The sequence below is a fragment of the Vibrio sp. genome, from assembly GCF_050299255.1.
In the GTDB taxonomy this organism is placed as follows: Bacteria; Pseudomonadota; Gammaproteobacteria; order Enterobacterales; family Vibrionaceae; genus Vibrio.
This window is the reverse complement of the sequence record NZ_JBNKVP010000007.1, coordinates 17,075-37,658: the sequence shown is the minus strand read 5'-3', so window position 1 is coordinate 37,658 and position 20,584 is coordinate 17,075. Positions and strand designations below refer to the sequence as shown.

Sequence of the window (20,584 nt, the reverse complement as noted above, 5' to 3'; positions counted from 1 at the left end):
ATGAGATTATCTACCGTTACCAGCCTGGGGCTAGGTGCGATGTTGCTTACCGGCTGCCAGACCACAGCACAACCCGCACCAGAGGTATCACTGGTTGCTGACAGCAGCAACCATATCAGCCAGGGCGTCTATTTAGCCGAGTTTCAGGCCACTAGCCGGCTGGCCAGTTCGGCGCAGCAGCTCAGTCAACAGTGGCAAAACTACTGTCAGCAAAACGTTTCGGATACGGATTTGCAGCAGAGCTGGCAACGGACAATGTCAGCCTGGATGGCGCTGCAAGGTCAAGAACGCGGGCCGAATGCGGCACTGGACTTGAGCTGGCAGATGCAGTTCTGGCCGGATAAAAAGAACACCACCGGGCGTAAGCTGACCCAGCTGCTTAAGCAAGAGGGGCTGGTTGACGCTAACTACATTGGCCAGCAAAGCGTTGCCGTTCAGGGCTTAGGTGCTCTGGAGTGGCTGTTGTATGACAGCGAGTCGCCGCTGAAAACTGACCCTAACGCCTGCCAGACCGGTGAAGCAATCAGCGAGTTTCTGGCCGCTAACGCCAGGCAAATTGCCATTGCCTGGCAAACCAATCCATGGCAGCGGGATTCAGATAACCAATGGTACGCCGAGTACATTGCGCTATTGTCCAATCAACTCGATTACAGCATGAAAAAGTTAAGCCGCCCGCTGGCTAACATCGGACAGCCACGGCCGTATTTTGCGGAATCCTGGCGTTCAAAAACATCGATGGCTAACCTGCAGGCCAATCTAGTCGCCATGCGCAGCTTATATCTGGCTCAGAATGGGCTGGATGAAATATTGCGCCAGCGGGGGCGAATTGATTTAGCCGACAGTATTAAACTTCAGTTCGATCATACCTTGGAGAACTGGCCGCAGCAGAGCAGTCTGTTTGACATGTTGAACAGTCGCGAAGGCTACCGAAGTGCCCTCAGCCAATACAATAAACTGGAACAGCTCAAGTTTATGATTCACGAAGAAGTCGCCGTGGAACTCGGCGTAGTAATAGGATTTAACGCAACTGATGGTGACTGATCAAACCCGACGCAATTTGCTTAAAGCCGCGCTGATGGGAGCCGCTGTACCGGCGATGCCTTTTGGCTGTGCTTCCGTTTTTAATGACAAAAATGCGGCGCCTGCACTGATTGGCTGTTCAGTCTCAGGGCGCGATCGCTACAGGGCTGTGGTCGCGGATGCGTTGGGACAACCGCTGCACACTATCGCGCTGCCAGGACGTGGCCACGGCGTGGCCATTCATCCGTCCCGTCGTCAGGCGGTGGCTTTTGCCCGCAGGCCCGGGCAGTTTATGCTGGCGTTTGATTACGCTTCCGGTGAAGTGATCCAGCTAAACCTGGCCAGTGAGAAACGCCATTACTATGGCCACGGTGTGTTCTCTAATGACGGGCGCTGGCTGTTTGCTACCGAAGGCGAGCGAGCGACCAGTCGCGGCATTATTGGAGTGTACGATGCGCAGCACAGTTACCAAAAGGTCGACGAATTAACGGGCTTTGGTATCGGTCCGCATGAAGTGATCGTTATGCAGGATGACACCTTGGTGATTGGCGTCGGCGGGGTGCACACTAAGGGCAGAACGGCGTTAAACATTGACAGCATGCAACCCAGTCTGAGTTACCTTTCGCCGACCGGGCAACTGTTGGATCAGGCCCGCTTGGCGGATCACCACCTCAGCATTCGCCACCTGGCCCATGATGGAGCAGAAACAGTGCTGTGCGGACAACAGTATCGGGGTGAGCCAGACGCCTATCCAGCATTGTTGGCGATGCATAAACGCGGCGGTGAGATTCAACCGCTGCTGGCTGAAGAGGAGCAGTGGGCGCGATTTAATCACTATATCGCCAGCATTGCCGCTACAGAAGATTGGATCCTGGCGACCTCACCACGAGGTAATTGTTATGGCATCTGGTCGAAGCAGACCCGTCAGTTGGTTGAACTGGCAGCGCTTGCTGATGCATCGGGTGTTGTCGTCAGGCGAGGCCGATTTCAGGTAAGCTCTGGGGCGGGACAGGTAGTCGATTTGTCCGGGCCCAATGCACCAATCATTACTGCTAGTCCGGTGATGTGGGATAACCACTGGAACGCTGTTTAAAGCTCGTTGAGGGCGTCGGCAGAGTGACTGCCGGCGAACTCATCTCTGAATATTTTCAATGCGGCTGCACTTAATTTAACCTCCATTCCAGAAATCATTCCTTGCCAGTGTGAATCCAATAAGATTCGATTAGCATACCAAAAATTTAATAACATCAGAGCCTTAAGTGTAGCGGGTGTGAATAACAAATCAGTGAAATGCAATCAGGCTTCTATCGTGTAGTTGCTATGCAAACGATCTTAAAGTTGCGATAGCGTCTCATTCACTGCTGTATTCCTGCTACATTACCGGACAATGTTTGCCATAATTACCAAGTCGAGGACAAGGTAAGGAGACCGTTCATGTCCAAGTACCGTTGGTTGCTATTGTGTCTGGTTATCGTGGTAAACCATGCTTGGGCGTTGGAACGATTTGAGCGGCTAGGTTGGTTTGAATCCAACGCAAAGGTAAACGAATTAGTCCAATATCCAAGTCTGGTCGAACAGGTTTATCGTGAAAACGACGACCATATGATTTGGCTCGACATCCAGCAAAGTAGTCAACTCGAGTTTCAACTCGAAATCATAAAACGCGCCGGGTTCAGCCCGCTCTTTACGCGTCAGCTCAGCTACCTGCAATATTTTCGTGACAGCAACCGTTGGTTCGAATACGACGTGTTAGCCACGGATACTCTACTGCTTTACATGAGCTACGCGGAACAAGCGCCTAAACTGGGCGAACAGTGGTTTTTCGACCACAAGTTAACCAAGCGTCTGGCACCGCCGAGTCATGACGCCATCATGGCGCTGTATACTGCGATGGAGCTACAGCAACTGGATGAACTGGTTGAAGCTTATACCCCTATCTCCGACAACTATCAGGGTTTGGTTGAAAACTATCTGCAACTGAAACATTTTAGCGAAGCGGATTTACCGGTCTATCGTCAGCGTGGACTGGCAAAACCCGGCGACAACCTGACCGGACGCGATAAGCTTATAACCCGGTTGCAGGTCGTGGGGATTGATACCAGCCAGATACGAACCGATGTATCCTGGTATGACGATACCCTGGAGCAGGCGGTTAAACAGTTCCAGCGAATGCATGGTTTGGAAGTGGATGGCATTATCGGCCCGTCGACTCTGCACTGGCTCAATCTGACGCCAAACAAGCGGATGGCAACACTGGCCTTAAACGCTGAGCGTAGCCGCCTGTTACCGGCGCAGAGAGATACCCTTATCGTTGTCAATGTGCCGAGCTTTGAAATCGAGTTCTGGCAGGAGGGGCAGTCGGTGTTTCACTCTAAAGTCGTGGTAGGGAGAACTACGCGTCCAACCCCGATGATGACAGTGAACCTGGATGCGCTAATCCTCAATCCTACCTGGAATGTGCCGTATAAAATTATGGTGAAAGACATTTTGCCGCATATTAAGCGCGACGTGACTTACCTGCAGCGGCATAATATGCAGCTTCTTACTGCCTGGAATGCACTGGAAGAGATCGACCCGGCGATGATTGACTGGTCGATGGTCAACCCGCGTAATTTCCCGTATAAAATCAGGCAACTGTCCGGTAATAGCAATGCGTTAGGTTTGTATAAGTTCCATACTCCAAACGACAGAGCCATTTTCTTGCACGATACTCCAAGCAAGTCATTGTTCAACAAACCTGTCAGGGCTTTCAGCTCAGGTTGTATTCGAGTACAGAATGCCCAGCAGCTGGCGCAGCTGTTAGTTGAAACCCAGGGTTTGGAACAGTTTGATTTGGCACAAGCCCAGCCAAACAGTTCGATACCGTTAAAAAGGCGTATACCGGTTCATATTATCTATCAGACCGCCTGGTTTGAAGCTGGAACCATTCACTATCGGGACGACATCTACCGACTGGATACTGGCGATCATAAAAGCGGCTAAGTTAGTGCCGTTTTTTTGACGCAGGTCTAATTTTTTATTTTGTTATTTTACTCAATAACTAAGCACGAAATTTCCCCTATTTGGTTAAAACTTGCACGATTTATGCATTTGAACTTCGCAACAGAGTTCGGTACTGTCCGGTATCGAAATGAGCGAATCCAGACGTAACAAAGGTAAATTGTGCAGTATTCTCGACGTGAGTTCTTAAAGTTGGCCGGTAGCGGCCTTGTTGTTTTGGGATGTATGCCGGGTGTTGTTCATGCAACGTATCCTGATCAGCCGAGGGTTTTGGCACTGAATAATCTTCATACAGGTGAAACATTAGAAAGTTGCTACTTCAATGGTCAAAATTATGTCACTAGCGAACTGGCCAAGTTAAATCATCTTTGTCGCGATTTCCGCCGTGACGAAGTCCATCCTATGGACAAAAGACTGTTTGACCAGCTGACTCAGATTCAAAACCTATTGGGCACCGAAGCTGAAGTACAGATCATTTCCGGCTACCGCTCTCCTGCGACCAATGAAGCGCTGCGTGCTAAGTCCAGCGGTGTTGCAAAGAAGAGTTTCCATATGCTTGGTCAGGCGATTGACTTCCGGATTCAAGGGGTCGAGCTGAAACGTGTCCGTGCTGCGGCACTCAGTCTGAAAGCTGGCGGGGTAGGCTATTACCCATCAAGCAATTTTGTCCATATTGATACCGGTCCGGTCCGTAGCTGGGCATAAGGTTGGATTTGTAAAACGTTGCCGGTAGTGTCATAGTTCAGCCAACTCAGACAGTGATAAGGTTTAACTATGTCTCTTCAGTATCAAGTAATTCCGGTAACCCCGTTCTCGCAAAACTGCTCAATCGTCTGGTGTGATGAAACCATGCAAGGCATCGTGGTTGACCCAGGCGGTGACGTGGCGGAGTTGAAGCGACAAATCAAACAGTTAGGTGTAGAAGTGGTTAAGCTGGTTTTGACTCATGGCCACTTGGACCATGTTGGTGGCACCGAACCACTGGCCGCGGAACTGGGCGGTGTCGAGATCGTCGGCCCGCACAAAGCCGATGATTTCTGGCTACAGGGACTGGAAGGGCAGAGTCAGATGTTTGGCTTTCCACTGACCAAAGCATTTCGTCCGCAGCAATGGCTTGAAGATGGTGACGTTGTCACCTTTGGTAAGCAGCAATTGCAGGTCCTGCATACGCCGGGCCATACTCCAGGGCATGTGGTGTTGTTCAGCCAGCAAGCGAAGTTAGCATTTGTCGGCGATGTGCTGTTTAACGGCAGTATCGGCCGCACCGACTTTCCGCAAGGGGATTTCAACACCCTGATTAACTCCATCAAAACCAAGTTGTGGCCACTGGGCAAGGATGTTCGATTTGTTCCTGGCCATGGGCCGGAGTCCACATTTGGTTATGAAAGAGCCAACAACCCATTCGTGGCGGATGAGATGCCGCTCTACTGATCATCTATCTGTTTTGGTTCTGGTTCTGCTGCAGCCAAGTAGCGGCGGGCCAGGCCAACAAATTCTTCTGCACTTCTGTCCAAATCCCGAACCGCAATAAAAATATCATAGCCGTAAAATCGCCGTTGATAAGTCATTCGATTCGCCAAAATGGCTAGCAGCCCCTCATAGATCTTGCCTTGGCTACCGCTATACGGCCTAGCGTCAAAGACGATATTTTCAAACTGAGCCTCCTGGCCAAGCTGTTTCGCGCCCAGGTAGAGCAGTGCCCGTTGGCCAAGCAGTATTTCGGCCGCAACACGCGGACAGATCCCATCCAGGTAGGGTGAGTAGTGCTTTAATTTAATGCCTATCCAGGGGAGCGGGGTTTGCCAGCCGTCCTGATCATACTGGCAGATACCGATCTGGCTGATATTGGTCCACTTGACCACCCAACCGCCTTTATAGAGGTGTTGCTGGAAATGTGTGGCGGTGAGGGTATAGCTGACTCGGCTTCGGACGATCAGGATGTAGATATACATTGCCAATAGCAGAAGCACGGTTAACACCAGTGCCAGCTTGGGCGAACTAGGCGCGATAATAATAACGACAATTCCGCAGCAGCCAGCCAGCGCCGCCAGTGCCTTGTTGGTGACCGGTCCAAAAGTAAATGGCTGGTTGCTCAAGTGTCGCGTATGCATGCTAATGTGATCCGCCGCTGCCTCATCTAATCGTGACTATCTCATTCATTTATATGCGTTCTTTTGTATGTGAGATCAGTTAACTGCCTTGATTAAATTGTAGACGTAACTAGGTTTATCGCGCATTTTTACCAGTAAAGCGCTCAGTAACCCTACAAATTGATGGCAAATTTTGCTATAAAACGCGCTTTGATTTTCACCACTGCGTTTGATGCAGTGAATTGGAGAAATACCAGATGAGACTTGCTCATAAGCGCAAAGTGCAGCAAAAACTACAAAAGCGCCTAAAAGTGACTGTGGCTAACCTTGCCACTGCTAATGCCGCTAAACCGTCAACCACAAAGACAGTATCGGCACCGCCAGCCCCAGCACAGCAAGCGCCAGCCAAAGTGGAAACCAACCTGGCTCTAACTCCTAAGCAGCAGCAGGTACTGGAAATTGTTGCCGCTAATGCCGAAGGCATTAACCCTAAGGGTATTGGTCTTGCGGCAGGGCAGGAAGACAGCAAAGCGGCTTCATGGGCCACAGGTGCACTGAAAAAGCTACTGGAAGAAAACCTGGTGGTAAAAGAGCAACTGGCTGCTAACAAAGTTATCTACAAAGCCATCTAAACCCGGCGTTGATGATAAGAAGCCTCAGCCTTGTGCTGAGGCTTTTGCATTTTGGCGTAGGCAAAATGTTAACAATAGTCACATTTTTCACAACATTATCGAAAACATTGCCTGGCAATGTTACGTACGTAGTATTCGATTTGTTTTGTGTATTTCTGTGTATATCTAACTGAATAATAAAAACAAAATATCAATTTGAGTTATAGCCTACGTATTACTACGTAATGCTTAGGTCTAACCTTTAAATCAACTAACCACCAATACTGCGTGTTCACGCCGATGTCATCTGATTCGTAAATCTACCATGATACGTCTAAACAATAGTGTCAAAAGACACAAAACAACCAAGGACGTGAAACATGAGTTTGATTCAACAATCTCTTAAACGAATAGCCAAAGGTACAGCGATAGCAGCGGCACTTGCGCTTATGGCGACTTCCGCACAAGCCGCGGAGAAAGTTTACCGCTTAAAACTGGCGGAAACTTGGGGACCGAACTTCCCGATATTTGGTGATGCCACCAAAAATATGGCTAAGATGGCGGAAGAGATGTCTAACGGACGTCTGCAGATCCGCATCGATTCAGCCAACAAACATAAAGCACCGTTCGGTGTATTCGACATGGTCAAATCCGGCCAATACGATATGGGCCACTCAGCTTCCTATTACTGGAAAGGTAAAGTGCCAAATACGCTTTACTTTACTTCTATGCCGTTTGGCATGTTGCCAATGGAACAGTACTCGTGGTTCTACTACGGCGGTGGTATGGAACTGATGGAAAAAGTCTATTCGCCGCATAACATGCTGTCATTCCCAGGTGGTAACACCGATGTTCAGATGGGTGGCTGGTTCCAGAAAGAGATCAATTCCGTGGAAGACCTGCAAGGCCTGAAAATGCGTATTCCTGGTTTTGCCGGTGAAATCCTGGCTGAATTGGGCGCCAAACCAACCAATATCGCACCAGGGGAACTGTATACCTCTCTGGAGCGTCGTACCATTGACGCACTGGAGTGGGTAGGGCCATCACTGGATTTACGCATGGGCTTCCACAAAATCGCACCGTACTACTACACCGGTTGGCACGAGCCAGCAACCGAGCTGCAGTTCCTGGTCAACAAACGTACCTGGGACAGACTGCCGGATGATCTGAAAGCCATTCTCAAAGTCGCAATGAAAACGGCTGCCTACGACATGTTTGCACAGTCTACCTATGAAAGCGGTAAAAACTGGGCAACGATCAAGTCTGAGTACCCGAACGTAATGGTGAAAGACTTCCCACCTGCGGTAATGGATGCGTTGCGTAAAGCGAACGACAAGCTGCTGAAAGATAGCGCTGCAGAGGACCCGCTGGCTAAAGAAATTCAGGAATCACAGGCTAGTTACTTGAAACAGGTCCGCTCCTGGACCGATATTTCAACTCGTGCTTACCTGAACAACCAAGCCAACGCAGAATAATAACTCACTATGTGCGGCAGTCTGACTGCCGCACTCTGCCCAAGAATCCGAATTTAGGCTCTGTTTGTCTGGTTTAAAACGGAGCCATGTGACCAATTCCATGGAGTACGGAATGCGAAGTCTTATCTATATCGAGCGCTTGTTTAATCGCTTTGGCGAGTTTCTCGGCTGGCTCTCGAGCGTGCTATTTATTCTATTGCTCGCCAATGTCGTCTATGACGTGGTGATGCGATATGTGTTTAACGATGTCTCTATCGCTTTTCAGGAAATGGAATGGCACCTGTTTTCCACTGTGTTTCTGCTCGGTATACCTTATGCGATTAAAGCAGGCGGGCATGTGCGGGTGGATATTTTCTATGAGCGGCTGTCATTTCGCGCTCAGGCGATAATCGATCTGTTTGGTTGCGTACTGTTTTTATTTCCCTTCTGCCTGCTGGTGGCCTGGTACGGGATTGACTTTGCCAAAGAGAGTTATGCTCTCGGGGAAACGTCCGGCGACCCTGGCGGTTTACCCTATCGCTGGATAATCAAAGCCATGATTCCGGTTTCCTTCTTGTTTATGGCCATCAGTGGCGTAGGCCTGGTGGTGCATTCACTCAATAAAATATTCAATCCGCGCCTGGTTTTTACCAACAGCAAAGATGGCAAGTAGAAGGGTAGTATCATGATCGGAATTGTAATGTTTTTTGTCGCACTGTTTGCCTTGTTACTGGGCTTTCCAGTCGCGTTTACTTTTGGTGGCATCGCATTGATTTTCGGTGTTTGGTCAGAAGGCATGGATATGTTTGCCTTCATGCCGTACCGCATTGAATCAATTATGAAAAATACCGTACTAATGGCGGTGCCCTTGTTCGTCTTTATGGGTTTGGTATTGCAGAAAACCCGCCTGGCTGAACAACTTTTAGAGTCGATGGGTCGTTTGTTTGGTGGGGTGCGCGGCGGTATCGCCATTTCAACCGTGTTGGTGGGTGCATTACTTGCAGCATCTACCGGGGTAGTAGGGGCATCGGTTGTGGCTATGGGACTGATCTCTTTGCCGGTCATGCTCAAATACAACTATGACAAAGGCCTGGCCTGCGGCACCATTTGTGCGTCCGGCACACTGGGGCAGATCATCCCCCCATCAATCGTGCTGATCCTGCTTGGTGACGTATTAGGCGTTCCGGTTGGTGACCTGTTCAAGGCGGCGCTTTGGCCTGGATTGGTGCTGGTGGGCGCGTATGTTGTTTATATCCTGATTTATGCCAAATTGAACCCGATGGCGGCCCAGGCACTGGAACGGGATGAGTCTATCAGTCGCCGTGAAGAGGTGATCACGGCACTGAAAGCTGTTATTCCGCCGCTGACGCTGATTATCGTGGTGCTGGGCTCGATCTTTGCTGGTGTGGCAACCCCCACTGAATCGGCCGCACTGGGTGGCGCCGGTGCGATTGTCCTGGCAGCGCTGTATCGTCAATTCAGCTGGAAAATGGTTTATGCATCTGCCAAAGAAACCGTCAAAGTCACGGCGATGGTGTTCGCCATCTTGCTGGGTGCGACTGCGTTCTCAATGGCTTTTACCTATACCGGCGGCGACCTGTTAGTCGAAGAGTGGATGACGGCGATACCAGGTGAAAAGTGGGGCTTTTTGATCATTACCATGCTGGTTATCCTGGTGCTGGGCTTCTTTATCGATTTCGTCGAGATCTGTTTTATTATTGTCCCAATGATCTCGCCAGTGGCCGAATTGCTGGGTATTGATATGACCTGGTTTGCGATTTTGATCGCCATGAACCTGCAAACTTCATTTTTGACTCCACCGTTTGGCTTTAGCCTGTTCTATCTCAAAGGGGTGGCACCTGCGGGGGTCTCAACCAAAGATATCTATCGCGGTGTGGCGCCGTTCATCGCCATTCAGATTGTGGTGCTGATCAGCCTGCTGGCCTTCCCGCATCTGTATGGAATGTAGCGTTATTCACAGATTATTGCCGTAAGCTTTCACGATACGGCGCTTACTTGCTACATTGAAACTGCTCCCCTGCAAAAAAGGGGAGCAGTTTTCATTATGGGGAAAGGATGCCTCTTAAAGCCAAGCTAATATTATTGACCATAGTGCCTTTGCTGATCGTAACGTTGTCTATCAGCTGGATATCCTTGTATCAGTCAAAATCACTTGGTCAGAGCGAAATAGAAATCTTCCGTGCCAGCCTGTTCAAATCAAAGGAACGCGCACTGCGAGACAGCATGGAGCTGGCGATCAATGCCATCTCCCATATCTATAATTCAGACCAGTTGGACGAAGCGAGTGCTAAGCAGCAGGTGAAAGCGATCATTTCCCAGCTAAGTTATAGCAATGACGGTTATTTCTTCGTCTATGATGCCGATGGCGTTAACCTGGTTCATCCGGCGATGCCAGAGTTAATTGGTAAAAATCTGCTCAAGTTGCAGGATGAAACCGGCGATCACCTGATTGAAGAGCTGCTGTACCAAGCCCAGTCTGGTGGTGGTTTCCATCAATATTTATGGAAAAAACCGTCCAGTGGCGAAGTGGTGCCTAAGCTCAGTTACGCTACCTGGTTGGATAAATGGCAGTGGATGATCGGCACCGGGCTGTACATCGATGACATCACCGCCGAAGTCGCTTTCATGCAACAGGCGATCAACAGCAACATCGAGACGACGTTTTTCTCCATTGTGGTGATTGTGTTAGTGACCGTCGCGGTGATCATAGTGTTAACGCTGGCTATCAACCTGCATGAACATAAGCTGGCCGATAAAAACCTCAAAGAGCTGGCGTATAAAACGGTGATGTTTCAGGAAGACGAAAAGAAACACTTGGCCAGAGAGCTGCACGACGGGATTAATCAGCTACTGGTCTCAAGCAAGTGCCATCTGGAGCTGCTGGGCAACCAACTGAACGACAGTGACACGCGCTGTCATCTGGATAAATCCCAGCAATCGCTGATGACGGCGATTAACGAAGTCCGGCATATATCTCACCAGCTTCGTCCCAGTGTGCTGGATGATATCGGGCTTGAAGCCGCTCTGACCAGTTTACTGCAAGATTTCCGTTCTCATTCAGGAATTGAAATCGAGTCATTAATGGATACTCAACAGGGCAAACTGCAGTCGGAAGTGGCGACCACTTTGTATCGGGTCACTCAGGAATCACTGAATAACATAGAGAAACACGCCATGGCCAATAAAGTGACCGTGATCCTGCAGCAGATGGGCGCCATGCTGCAGCTCATTATCCGTGACGATGGTGTCGGGTTTGGTGTGAATGATAAAAGCAATCGGCGCGGTATCGGTCTGCGTAATATGCGTGAGCGGGTAGAGTTTATCGGTGGTGACTTTGAATTGATGAGCGAGCCGGGGTTTGGCACCGAAATCATAGTGTTATTAAAACTGGATGGAATAGTAGATGGATAGACCGATCTCAGTATTGATTGTGGACGATCATCAGGTGGTGTTGGAAGGGTTTATGGCCCGTCTAAGTCTGGAACCTGAGATCGAAGTAGTTGGCACCGCCAGTAACGGATCCGAGGCTATTAGCGAAGTCGAGCGGTTAAACCCGGATGTGGTACTGATGGATGTCAGTATGCCGGTGATGAACGGTATAGAAGCCACCCAACTGATCAAAGAGGCCAATCCGGCGGCTAAAGTGCTGATGTTAACCATGCATGATAACCGGGAGTACATCATGCAGGTCATGCAGGCTGGCGCGGTTGGCTATATGTTGAAAGAGATCAGCGCAGAAAAAATGGTGCAGGCGATCAAAACGGTGAATCTGGGCTCAACCTACTTTTGCGAATCGGTCACGCAGACACTGTTTACCCAAGCCGATATTCCGGTCAAATCTTCGCTGACTACCAATCCACTCAGTCGGCGAGAAGAGGCCATTCTCAAGTTTGTTGCCCAGGGGCACAGCAGCAAAAAAATCGCCTCACTGCTCAATATCAGCTACCGGACAGTTGAAACTCATCGGCAAAATATCAAGCATAAACTGAAGCTAAACAATACCGCCGAGCTCGCCAAATACGCGTTGGAAAAGGGCCTGATTCATTAAAGCAGACGATATTCACTAAAATATTGTTATATATATCAAACTGCTGACTTATTCGAATTATCAATTGTATCAATTAGCGTAATATCAGTATCAATAACAACAACTAAGAATCCATTCTTTATGACAGCTTTTAGTCGCACACCGCAGCTTACCTTTACACTCAGAACCAAAACGGTTTTGATCTTTTCAGCGGGTCTGCTTGCCATCATTCTGAGCTGTCTGTTTATTACCCGATATTTCTTTCTGATCAGTCTTGATGATTTGGAACATTCTCAGATTGAAAAAGACAGCAATCAGGCTTTTGCCGTGATTGAAGACATCGAATCCGACCAATTGGAACTCTCTTTTGACTGGGCAATCTGGGATGAGACGTATATTTTGCTTCGCTATGGTGACCACAACTTTGCCAAACGCAATTTATCAGAGGAAGGACTGGATGCGTTGCAGCTGGATATCATCGCTTACCTGAAACCTGATCTGCGCTTGGTCGAAGCGGGTTACCGAAATATGGATAACAGCACCTTCCACCAGGTTTTAAAAACCATGCTGGAAGCTGACGGAGTCCAAGCATTTTTGCAGCAAAGTAAGACGGTCGCTGATGATGACCTCAGCGCTCTCTCAGGGATTGTGCGCCACTACGATGAACTGTGGGTGATGACGCTGACCCCGGTACGCGATAGTGAAGGCAAAGAGAAATCAAACGGTTGGCAGATATGGGCTCAGCATATTTCTACCCGTTTCCCTGATAATTACCAGGGGTTGCTGACTGCAGACAACCAGATCGTCATGAGTGATGAAGCGCCATACCATGGAATTATCGGTGAAGATTCCGAACCTCTGCATATTCACAAAAGTGAAAAAACCTTGTCCGCGATGCGTCCGTTGGTGGATGTCAGCGGACAAACTGTGGCTTATCTCAATACGACCGTTCCCCGTCTGTATTACCTGAAAGGTAACCGGCTTTTCGCCACACTGATATTTTTGTTTGCCGTGGTGTCCGGTGTTATCGCGGTATTGATGACCTGGCTGTTTCGCAGCCACGTCAGTGATCGCTTTTTCCATCTCGAAGCCGAAATTTCACAGTTGTTTGGCGACAGCAAGATTCCCCAAGCAAAAGCGAAAGATGAATTTGAACGTATTTCAGATATGGTGGAGCAACTCGCTCGGGCCTCGTCGGTGGCTGAGGACAAGCTGGCGGAAACCATTCAAAAATTTGATGCCCTTTACCACAGTCACAACCTTGGCATGTTGTTGGTCGTCGACCAGATTATTGTCGATTCCAACCCAACCATGGAACATATGCTGGGCTACGTAAAACACGAATTGCAAGCGTTGGATCTATGTCGCTTATACGAGCAGTGCGACTCGCAAGGTGGTTTCAATGACATGCTCGACAAAGCGTTAAGTAAAGGGAAATCCCGCTTTGAGACCAGCATGCAGCGTAAAGATGGCCTGATCATCCCAGTGCATGTTGAAGTTGCTTCAGTGGAGCAGAAAGGTCAGTTGGCGTTAATGTTATCTATTAAAGACCTCAGTGAGCAGAAGCAACAGGCCGAGTTGATAGAAACCCTGACCAATCGCGATCCTGTGTCAGGTCTGCTTAACCGGCCGTCGCTGATCCGAGCCTTCAAACAACGCCTGATGGATCAGCAGCAGGCAACAGCGGGGCTGTATTTCACCTTTACCCGCCTAAAAGAGATCGCCGATCTGCAAGGGCACGAGTTGTATGATGACATCATTATCAGCATTTCAGCGGAACTGAACCGTCGCTACCCCAATGCCGAGATCGGTCGTATCAGCGAGTATGAATTTTTTGTGCTTGATGAGAGCCAACATCTGAACGAGCGCAAAACCGAGCTGGTGCACAAGTACGCGGATCTCGCCGTGGTGTCCAATATTGAAATGGATTTAGGTCTGCGTGCGGCATTTATTGCGACGCAATACCTACAGGATGGTTTTGATTCGGTTTTGCAAGTGGTGCAGTTTGCAACCCAACAGGAAACCGGTAAATGGAATACTCCACTGTGTATCGTGGATGATCGGACGATAGAAGAAGCGAATGCGGCATACATGCTGGTACGGGATATGCCGGCTGCAATTCGCAATGGCGAAATCTACGCTCAATATCAACCGATAGTGGATAGCCAGACTGGTAAGATTACCGGTTTTGAAGCTTTAGCCCGCTGGGCCCATCCAAGTCTGGGTTTTGTATCACCGGTGAGCTTTATTCCGCTGGCGGAACGTCATAATCTGATTGTGGAGCTTGGCGAAAGTATCTTGGATCAGGCGGGTCAGTTTATTGAAAAGATCAGCCGGCAAATGCCACACGATGAATTTCCGGTCACCATTCATGTCAATCTTTCCAGTCCGCATTTTTATCACACCTCGCTGGAGGGCTATTTGCAGCAACTGTTGGCCCGCTATCGAATAAAACGCGATCAACTGACGCTTGAAATCACCGAGAGCATGCTGATTGGTGCTGAATCTGAAATCATTGAGCGAATGGAAAACATCAAACAGCTTGGCGTGCAATTGGCGCTGGATGACTTTGGTACCGGTTATTCCTCATTCAGTACTCTATGTAACTTCCCGTTAGATATCGTCAAACTCGACAAGTCCTATGTTTCTCCGCTGGAACATAATGCCAAAGCTCAGGTGTTGGTAAAAAGCATCGCCAGTATGTCGCGGGAGCTGGGTTTAGTTACCGTTGCGGAAGGGGTAGAGACGGCATCTCAACACCGTAAACTGAAACTGTGGGGGATTGACGAAATTCAGGGCTATTACTTTTACAAGCCAATGGACGAATCAGACATCATCACTATGCTCATGGATAGATAAAATAGCAGCCGATACAATTTTGCCCGGACGCCAAGCCGGTCAGGCTAACCAGATAGTGTGCTGGTTATTTATACAGTAATTTCTTGCAATCTAGTGGTTACTCTTTATACTGTTTATAAATACAGTATAAAGGAGGGCAAACTATGTTGTGGGACACTATCGAACGTGTAAATCGTTTACGTCAGCAGTCAATGAACAATCCAGAATTTGTCGCCTCTGCCAAAGCGCATCAGCAGGCACTGGAAAAACAGGAAGACGCGGTACCGGATCATAGCGGTTCCCGGCGCAGAGTAAAATCAGCGAAAACCTTAGCTGATATTTATAAGCCGGTCGAATTTCGCTCCTCTGCCGATCATGAGTATCACTAGAATTCACATCAGGCCAGCGTTACGCTGGCCTGTTACTATGTGCTGCAAAGTCGTTGCACCGTGATGAGACATCGATAGAGTTACCCGGCCAGACGGTGAACTATACTGTTCATTATTTAATGAAAACAGAGGGATAACCGAATGGAAATCAACTGGGTAGAGTGGTTTGGTTACCTGGCGTCATTGGTGGTGCTGATCTCGCTGACCATGTCGTCAATTGTAAAGCTGAGAGTGATTAACTTTATCGGCTGTCTGTTGTTTGCGGCCTTTGCCTGGCTAATCAATTCTTATCCGACCATGCTGATGAATCTTGGTATCGCCGGGATTAACGTTTACTACCTCAATAAAATCCTTAGTACTAAAGAAGAGTTCAAGCTGATTCCAGCCACGCTGGGGTCTGAATACTATCAACATTTTATCGCAACCAACCGCCAGGACATTGCTAAGCAGGCTACCGAACAACAACTGGCGGAAGCCGATACGGCATTTTATATATTGCGCAACAATAGCCTTGCCGGTGTGTTAGTGGGTAAGATGGCCCAAGAGGGCGTCATGGAGGTGATCCTTGACTACGTTACTCAGGAATATCGGGATTTTAAAATTGGTCGATACTGCTTTGAGCGCCACCCGGAAGTAATGCAAAACCGCGGTATTCACACTTTGCATGCCTGGTCATCAGACCCAAGCCACCGCCACTACTTACAGACAGTCGGCTTTACCCCCAGTCAAGCCGACCCCAACCATTTTATTAAGCACTTGCAGACATCTTGAATAGCGACAAAGTAAATAGCCGCTTTCCGAGGTTAGCTTGCAGCTGGCGGATTGCAGTTAATTGACGCGGTTATCCCCGGTGCTGAAAGCAATAGTCGGACTGATTTCGGTAAATGAACGACCAGACTCCTGCTGCCATTGGCAAAACGCTGCTGTTGCAGCATTCAGACTGCGCTTGGTCTGCTTACCGCCTTCGATAATTTTTTGCTGCCGTAAGTAAGCTTCCACATCACCGGACAAAATAAAGGTATCCACTCCCAGGTGTCGTAGGGCATAAGGGCCGGTGTTGCCACCGAGTCGATTGCCGTGATTCTTGAGGTACTGCCACAAATCTGTGATTTGCTCGGCTGGCCAGTTGGCAACCATGTTACCGAAAGAGCCGTGTTCTGCGCGTGCTTGATAGATCATTTGTGCATTGGCGGGGATCGACATCACTTTAGCCAGATGACGAATGATTGAGCGGTCGCTGGCTTTCTGTTCCCAATCTTCCACCGAGAGCATCAGTAACGGATCAATTCTGAACTGGAAAAACAGCTGCTCAAAGTTGGGCCATTTGTCTCTGACCAGTTGCCAGGATATACCACTCTGGAATATTTTCATGGTCATTTCCGCCAACCAGCGATCTTCAGGGATCGATGCGATTTGTTGTTGTGTAAGCGGCTGAGATAACAGTTGCTCTAACTGGTTTTCTCCCCCTTTACGCTGGGCCGCACGCTGATATATCTGATCGAATTTTTCCACCATTTCTTCCTTGGTCAAACGAATTTATCTGTCTGAATCTTAGCTAACAATAGTAGCAAACTGCGACGAAAAACTAAGCGGGAAAATCAGCTTTATTTGAGCAAAGTGATGGTTGCGTCAGCCGAAACCTGCCAAAGTCAAACTTCTGGATAAACCATTCGTTTTACGCATAGATATTGATTCGCGGTATTTTATCAGGCTCGCTAAGCTTGGCTCAGAACTTCCCTCACTGAGAAATATTATGAAAAAATATTTGCTATTACTTAGCCTGGTGTCCTCTTCAGTTTTTGCCGTCTGTGAAGAAGGCAATACCATCACAGATGCTGTTGAAGGAGCTGTGATCGGTGGTGTAGCAGGTGCAATTGCTGGCAACGCTTCAACGGGCGCTGCGATTGGTGCCGCTGTCGGCGTGGTTGACGGCGCCTATCAGGATGTTGAGTGTGATCGCGCGATTCGCGATGAGATAGAACGTGAAGCCTGGCGTGGTGAAATCGAAGACGAAATTATTGCCCGTGAGATTGAGGATGAAGTCATCAGTCGTGAAATAGAAGATGAAATCATCGCGGGTGAGATTGAAGATGAGATTATTGCCAGAGAGATCGAAGATGAGATCATCATATCGGAAGTAGAAGATGAGCTGGATGACTGGTAAACCTTCGCGGTTAAATCAGAGTCTGAAAGGCAAAGCATCATCCCCAATCAAATATCCTTCAGAGATAACAATAACTCACCCCTTTTACGGGGTGAGTCTCCTAAGCTGGCATTTTCCGGGCACATATGCCCGGTTTTTTTATGTGTGACGAATCAGTTGTAAGCCGGCAGGCAATGCATCGCCATAGACTTTCTTCGACTCTGTGGCGGATAATTCACTGACTTCATTCATCAGTGTTAACCAGGACTGAGGCGCTTTACACTTGATCAGTTTGTCGACGATCTGCTGGCGCAGATCCGGATTGATATCATACAGGCGGTCGCCGGTTTTCCTCGCCATCATCACTGCGGCAAAAGCAGCATCCGGCTGTTTGAGCCAGTTTTTGTCCAGTAATTTTGGTAGCCACTGTTCTATCTGCTCTCTGGGGAGAACCTTATGCTGACTGCCATACAGCATGGTCCGCGAAGCCAGACGTCCCAGAGCCCACCAGTGAGCCTGCTCAAACTGCTGGGTGTGACAGGCTTTGTTTAAAAACCAACTAGCCAGCAGGGCTTTGTCTTCCAGCTCCAGGTGTTCCAGTGACGCGGCCAGCCGGACCATCGAATCGTAACCCATATCCTGGGCGGCTTTAGCCGATTTGGGATTTTTCATCGCGCCGGGGTGCAGGTACTTGGCGATATCAGCCAGAATGGTTTCCTGCTGCTCCTGGTTGAGTCCGCCAGCCAGCCGGCGCCAGAATACCCACCAATCGGTCCAGCCTTGTGGGTTCTTAAACTGAATCCCTTGCTGATACAACGGCCAGATCTGATCAATACGCCACTGATCGGTGGCGTCACCAAAACCTGGCCGCAGACTGTATCCGGCCAGGCGAAACCAGTTTTTCTCATGCGCTTCACTGCGCCGGCGACGTTTTCGGCCCTGAGACAGCGTATCGAACAGCGGCCTCAAGGTGGCAAACGTCCATTGGTCGCGTTTGCCGAGCCGTTTTTCTAGTGTTTTCGCCAGGGTTTTGATTTCATTGCCCTGGACACTGTTCTTGTTACCGCTGTAAAGGCGGTTAACCAGTTCCAGGCAGGGTTGCAGATTCGTCGCTGCTTCAGCCGTATCGTCGGATTCCGTACCGCCACGGCGCAGTTCAAACTCAAGTTGCCAGCGGCGCTGGTCGTCATCGCTACTGACACATTCCAGCTTCAACGTACCGAGCTCAGTCAGTTGACAGGCTAACTGAACCTCAACGCGCTCCTTTTGGTTGGCCTGCAGTACCGCACCTTCGCTATCTAAGGTACTGATATACGGTGGGAGGGGGTGAAAATGCTCCGACGTTGCCTCGACCATCAGCCCATTTTGTACGCTCTGGTTTTGTCCGACCGTATCGTGTGGAGTGGTGAGCAGATTAAAGCGCACCGGTTCCCCCAAGGTCAGAGCAAAACGTCGGCCACTGAGCCGAATTTCTTGTCCTTCTTCGGTCCCTTTGGCCAGTAAACAGAGCGCTTTACCCGGCGATGATTTTTCTGGCAGGTGCAGAAAGTAAGACCGAGCCGCGCCGCCACCAATTTTAAGCTGCGCCCCCATTCTGGCCTTGGCATAGGCGACCGCGCCGTAAGCTACCGAGAGATCCGGGTGGGGGTTATCAAGCAGGGTCACCGGCTGGCCGCGCCAGGCGCTTAACAGCTCGGTCAGTCGCTCGGTGACCAGGTCGCTGTTAAATACGCCGCCGTTAAGCAGCACCGCCACCGGAAGCGATGCCGGACTGTTATCTGTTTGCCCCAAAGCCTGCTGGCTGGCAATCGTATGCTGATGCAAAAACTCGGCGATATGCTTACTGACTGCAGGGTCGGCGACGTACGGCAGGCCAAACTCCACTACAGCACCACGGCGTTTGTCGGGCAACTCCTGATAAGAGGTAAGGGGAAAGAAGCCCTCCAGAGCAATCTGCAGTACTTCCTGACGACTTAACGCAACACTGCGGGTACCACCGAGCAATTTAGAGCCGCTGCCCAGCATGGTCACTTTGATCTCTTCCGGAGCCTGGCGGGACAACAAACGCTCTTTGGCCTGGCGGGTTTGCTGAATCAGCTTGGATAAATTGGCGGCATTGAGTTTTTTGCTTTGACTAAATCTCTGTTCGGCCAGGTGGGCCAATGCCAGATCCAGGTTATCGCCGCCAAGCATCAGGTGATCACCGACCCCGATGCGATTCAGTTGCAGCTGTTGTTGCTGATACTGGGCTGAGATCAGGCTAAGGTCGGTGGTACCGCCGCCGACATCACACACTAAAATCAGCGGCAGGCTGTGCAGCATGTCATCAGCCTGGTCATGATAACGTCCATACCAGTCGTAACAGACTGCCTGAGGCTCTTCCAGCAGCATGATATTATCAAGGCCGGCGAGTTGTGCCGCTTGCAGTGTCAGGTTGCGCGCCGCTTCGTCAAAGGAAGCGGGAACGGTAACCACCAGCTGTTGCTGCTCCAGTTTATCGCCTGGGTGACGGTGGTTCCAAGCCTGCCGGATATGATTGAGATAGCTGGCACTGGCAACCACCGGAGAGACTTTTTCTACTTCATCTGAACTCACCCAGGGAAGAATTTCAGACTGTCGGTCGACACCGGGATGCGATAACCAGCTTTTCGCGCTCGATACCTGACGCCCGGCCACTTTGGCGCCTAAATCACGTGCCCAGGCACCGATGATCAGCTGTTCAATATCTCCGGCAACCGGTTGGTGTTGCCAGGGCAGAGTCAAATCCTCCTGGCTAAACTGGTTTTTGGCCGGGTGGTAACGGAATGACGGTAACATTGGCCGGCGCACGACTTCGCCGGGGCCGATAAGCTGATCGATTTCAAATATATGCACAGGCTGCTGGGCCAGCGGTGACCCGTTTTCACAGTAGGCAATAACGGTATTGGTGGTGCCTAAATCGATACCGACCAGATAGCGTCCGGATGACGTCGACATAGTGGTTGCCTCATA

18 protein-coding genes are annotated in these 20,584 nt (G+C 49.6%); 15 read left to right on the top strand and 3 right to left on the bottom strand.

All coding sequences use genetic code 11. The annotated features are described in order from the left end of the window. From ACQY6F_RS04040 to ACQY6F_RS04020, 5 genes are all read left to right on the top strand, one after another. Positions 1 to 1,041, top strand: a complete 1,041-nt coding sequence (locus tag ACQY6F_RS04040) for an imelysin family protein (protein WP_428772378.1) — start codon at positions 1 to 3, stop codon at positions 1,039 to 1,041. Then, complete coding sequence (locus ACQY6F_RS04035) at positions 1,031 to 2,113, top strand: DUF1513 domain-containing protein (protein WP_428772376.1); 1,083 nt, start codon at positions 1,031 to 1,033, stop codon at positions 2,111 to 2,113. Before ACQY6F_RS04040 ends, ACQY6F_RS04035 begins: the two co-directional genes overlap by 11 nt. Before the next feature lie 341 nt (positions 2,114 to 2,454). Further along, complete coding sequence (locus tag ACQY6F_RS04030; RefSeq protein WP_428772375.1) at positions 2,455 to 4,002, top strand: L,D-transpeptidase family protein; 1,548 nt, start codon at positions 2,455 to 2,457, stop codon at positions 4,000 to 4,002. 180 nt (positions 4,003 to 4,182) lie between these two features. Beyond that, entirely contained in the window at positions 4,183 to 4,725 is a 543-nt protein-coding gene (locus tag ACQY6F_RS04025) for a DUF882 domain-containing protein (protein ID WP_428772373.1), read from the top strand. 69 nt (positions 4,726 to 4,794) lie between these two features. Next, the gene (locus ACQY6F_RS04020) at positions 4,795 to 5,451 is read left to right on the top strand and encodes an MBL fold metallo-hydrolase (protein ID WP_428772372.1); all 657 of its coding nucleotides are present in this window, start codon (positions 4,795 to 4,797) and stop codon (positions 5,449 to 5,451) included. On the opposite strand, the gene ACQY6F_RS04015 is transcribed toward ACQY6F_RS04020, so the two are convergent. Continuing rightward, the gene (locus tag ACQY6F_RS04015; protein ID WP_428772370.1) at positions 5,445 to 6,131 is read right to left on the bottom strand and encodes a DUF2982 domain-containing protein; all 687 of its coding nucleotides are present in this window, start codon (positions 6,129 to 6,131) and stop codon (positions 5,445 to 5,447) included. The genes ACQY6F_RS04020 and ACQY6F_RS04015 overlap by 7 nt on opposite strands. 236 nt (positions 6,132 to 6,367) lie before the next feature. Here ACQY6F_RS04015 and ACQY6F_RS04010 point away from each other — a divergent pair, with 236 nt between their 5' ends. The 9 genes from ACQY6F_RS04010 (at position 6,368) to ACQY6F_RS03970 (ending at position 16,221) form a co-directional block, all read left to right on the top strand. Then, the gene (locus tag ACQY6F_RS04010) at positions 6,368 to 6,742 is read left to right on the top strand and encodes a MarR family transcriptional regulator (protein WP_428772368.1); all 375 of its coding nucleotides are present in this window, start codon (positions 6,368 to 6,370) and stop codon (positions 6,740 to 6,742) included. A gap of 359 nt (positions 6,743 to 7,101) precedes the next feature. Then, positions 7,102 to 8,196, top strand: a complete 1,095-nt coding sequence (locus ACQY6F_RS04005; protein ID WP_428772366.1) for a TRAP transporter substrate-binding protein — start codon at positions 7,102 to 7,104, stop codon at positions 8,194 to 8,196. A gap of 112 nt (positions 8,197 to 8,308) precedes the next feature. Beyond that, positions 8,309 to 8,848 carry a TRAP transporter small permease subunit gene (locus ACQY6F_RS04000; protein WP_428772364.1) on the top strand — a complete coding sequence of 180 codons (540 nt, stop codon included), beginning with the start codon at positions 8,309 to 8,311 and terminating at the stop codon, positions 8,846 to 8,848. Positions 8,849 to 8,860: 12 nt separating this feature from the next. After that, positions 8,861 to 10,144, top strand: coding sequence for a TRAP transporter large permease (locus tag ACQY6F_RS03995; RefSeq protein WP_428772362.1), 1,284 nt, complete (start codon positions 8,861 to 8,863; stop codon positions 10,142 to 10,144). Between the two features lie 107 nt (positions 10,145 to 10,251). Continuing rightward, the gene (locus ACQY6F_RS03990; RefSeq protein WP_428772361.1) at positions 10,252 to 11,607 is read left to right on the top strand and encodes a cache domain-containing protein; all 1,356 of its coding nucleotides are present in this window, start codon (positions 10,252 to 10,254) and stop codon (positions 11,605 to 11,607) included. After that, entirely contained in the window at positions 11,600 to 12,244 is a 645-nt protein-coding gene (locus ACQY6F_RS03985; RefSeq protein WP_428772359.1) for a response regulator, read from the top strand. Before ACQY6F_RS03990 ends, ACQY6F_RS03985 begins: the two co-directional genes overlap by 8 nt. A 120-nt stretch (positions 12,245 to 12,364) precedes the next feature. Beyond that, positions 12,365 to 15,082: a bifunctional diguanylate cyclase/phosphodiesterase gene (locus ACQY6F_RS03980; RefSeq protein WP_428772357.1), complete on the top strand. Its 2,718-nt coding sequence runs from the start codon at positions 12,365 to 12,367 to the stop codon at positions 15,080 to 15,082. Positions 15,083 to 15,225: 143 nt separating this feature from the next. Further along, positions 15,226 to 15,450 carry a hypothetical protein gene (locus ACQY6F_RS03975; RefSeq protein ID WP_428772356.1) on the top strand — a complete coding sequence of 75 codons (225 nt, stop codon included), beginning with the start codon at positions 15,226 to 15,228 and terminating at the stop codon, positions 15,448 to 15,450. Between the two features lie 141 nt (positions 15,451 to 15,591). Continuing rightward, positions 15,592 to 16,221 (top strand): hypothetical protein, encoded by a 630-nt coding sequence (locus ACQY6F_RS03970; RefSeq protein ID WP_428772355.1) that lies wholly within the window; start codon positions 15,592 to 15,594, stop codon positions 16,219 to 16,221. Between the two features lie 57 nt (positions 16,222 to 16,278). On the opposite strand, the gene ACQY6F_RS03965 is transcribed toward ACQY6F_RS03970, so the two are convergent. After that, positions 16,279 to 16,965, bottom strand: coding sequence for a DNA-3-methyladenine glycosylase I (locus ACQY6F_RS03965; RefSeq protein WP_428772449.1), 687 nt, complete (start codon positions 16,963 to 16,965; stop codon positions 16,279 to 16,281). Between the two features lie 238 nt (positions 16,966 to 17,203). On the opposite strand from ACQY6F_RS03965, the gene ACQY6F_RS03960 reads away from it, so the two are divergent. Further along, positions 17,204 to 17,614: a glycine zipper family protein gene (locus tag ACQY6F_RS03960; protein WP_428772354.1), complete on the top strand. Its 411-nt coding sequence runs from the start codon at positions 17,204 to 17,206 to the stop codon at positions 17,612 to 17,614. Positions 17,615 to 17,752: 138 nt separating this feature from the next. Here ACQY6F_RS03960 and ACQY6F_RS03955 read toward each other — a convergent pair whose 3' ends face one another. Further along, a complete protein-coding gene (locus ACQY6F_RS03955) occupies positions 17,753 to 20,569 on the bottom strand; it encodes an Hsp70 family protein (protein WP_428772352.1) in 2,817 nt (938 codons plus the stop codon). Positions 20,570 to 20,584 lie beyond the last annotated feature (15 nt).

What these genes read in the sequence shown, in the direction of transcription:
- ACQY6F_RS04040 (WP_428772378.1), top strand. Translation starts at nt 1, where the DNA reads ATGAGATTATCTACCGTTACCAGCCTGGGGCTAGGTGCGATGTTGCTT.
- ACQY6F_RS04035 (WP_428772376.1), top strand. Translation starts at nt 1,031, where the DNA reads ATGGTGACTGATCAAACCCGACGCAATTTGCTTAAAGCCGCGCTGATG.
- ACQY6F_RS04030 (WP_428772375.1), top strand. Translation starts at nt 2,455, where the DNA reads ATGTCCAAGTACCGTTGGTTGCTATTGTGTCTGGTTATCGTGGTAAAC.
- ACQY6F_RS04020 (WP_428772372.1), top strand. Translation starts at nt 4,795, where the DNA reads ATGTCTCTTCAGTATCAAGTAATTCCGGTAACCCCGTTCTCGCAAAAC.
- ACQY6F_RS04015 (WP_428772370.1), bottom strand. Translation starts at nt 6,131, where the DNA reads ATGCATACGCGACACTTGAGCAACCAGCCATTTACTTTTGGACCGGTC.
- ACQY6F_RS04010 (WP_428772368.1), top strand. Translation starts at nt 6,368, where the DNA reads ATGAGACTTGCTCATAAGCGCAAAGTGCAGCAAAAACTACAAAAGCGC.
- ACQY6F_RS04005 (WP_428772366.1), top strand. Translation starts at nt 7,102, where the DNA reads ATGAGTTTGATTCAACAATCTCTTAAACGAATAGCCAAAGGTACAGCG.
- ACQY6F_RS04000 (WP_428772364.1), top strand. Translation starts at nt 8,309, where the DNA reads ATGCGAAGTCTTATCTATATCGAGCGCTTGTTTAATCGCTTTGGCGAG.
- ACQY6F_RS03995 (WP_428772362.1), top strand. Translation starts at nt 8,861, where the DNA reads ATGATCGGAATTGTAATGTTTTTTGTCGCACTGTTTGCCTTGTTACTG.
- ACQY6F_RS03990 (WP_428772361.1), top strand. Translation starts at nt 10,252, where the DNA reads ATGCCTCTTAAAGCCAAGCTAATATTATTGACCATAGTGCCTTTGCTG.
- ACQY6F_RS03985 (WP_428772359.1), top strand. Translation starts at nt 11,600, where the DNA reads ATGGATAGACCGATCTCAGTATTGATTGTGGACGATCATCAGGTGGTG.
- ACQY6F_RS03980 (WP_428772357.1), top strand. Translation starts at nt 12,365, where the DNA reads ATGACAGCTTTTAGTCGCACACCGCAGCTTACCTTTACACTCAGAACC.
- ACQY6F_RS03975 (WP_428772356.1), top strand. Translation starts at nt 15,226, where the DNA reads ATGTTGTGGGACACTATCGAACGTGTAAATCGTTTACGTCAGCAGTCA.
- ACQY6F_RS03970 (WP_428772355.1), top strand. Translation starts at nt 15,592, where the DNA reads ATGGAAATCAACTGGGTAGAGTGGTTTGGTTACCTGGCGTCATTGGTG.
- ACQY6F_RS03965 (WP_428772449.1), bottom strand. Translation starts at nt 16,965, where the DNA reads ATGGTGGAAAAATTCGATCAGATATATCAGCGTGCGGCCCAGCGTAAA.
- ACQY6F_RS03960 (WP_428772354.1), top strand. Translation starts at nt 17,204, where the DNA reads ATGAAAAAATATTTGCTATTACTTAGCCTGGTGTCCTCTTCAGTTTTT.
- ACQY6F_RS03955 (WP_428772352.1), bottom strand. Translation starts at nt 20,569, where the DNA reads ATGTCGACGTCATCCGGACGCTATCTGGTCGGTATCGATTTAGGCACC.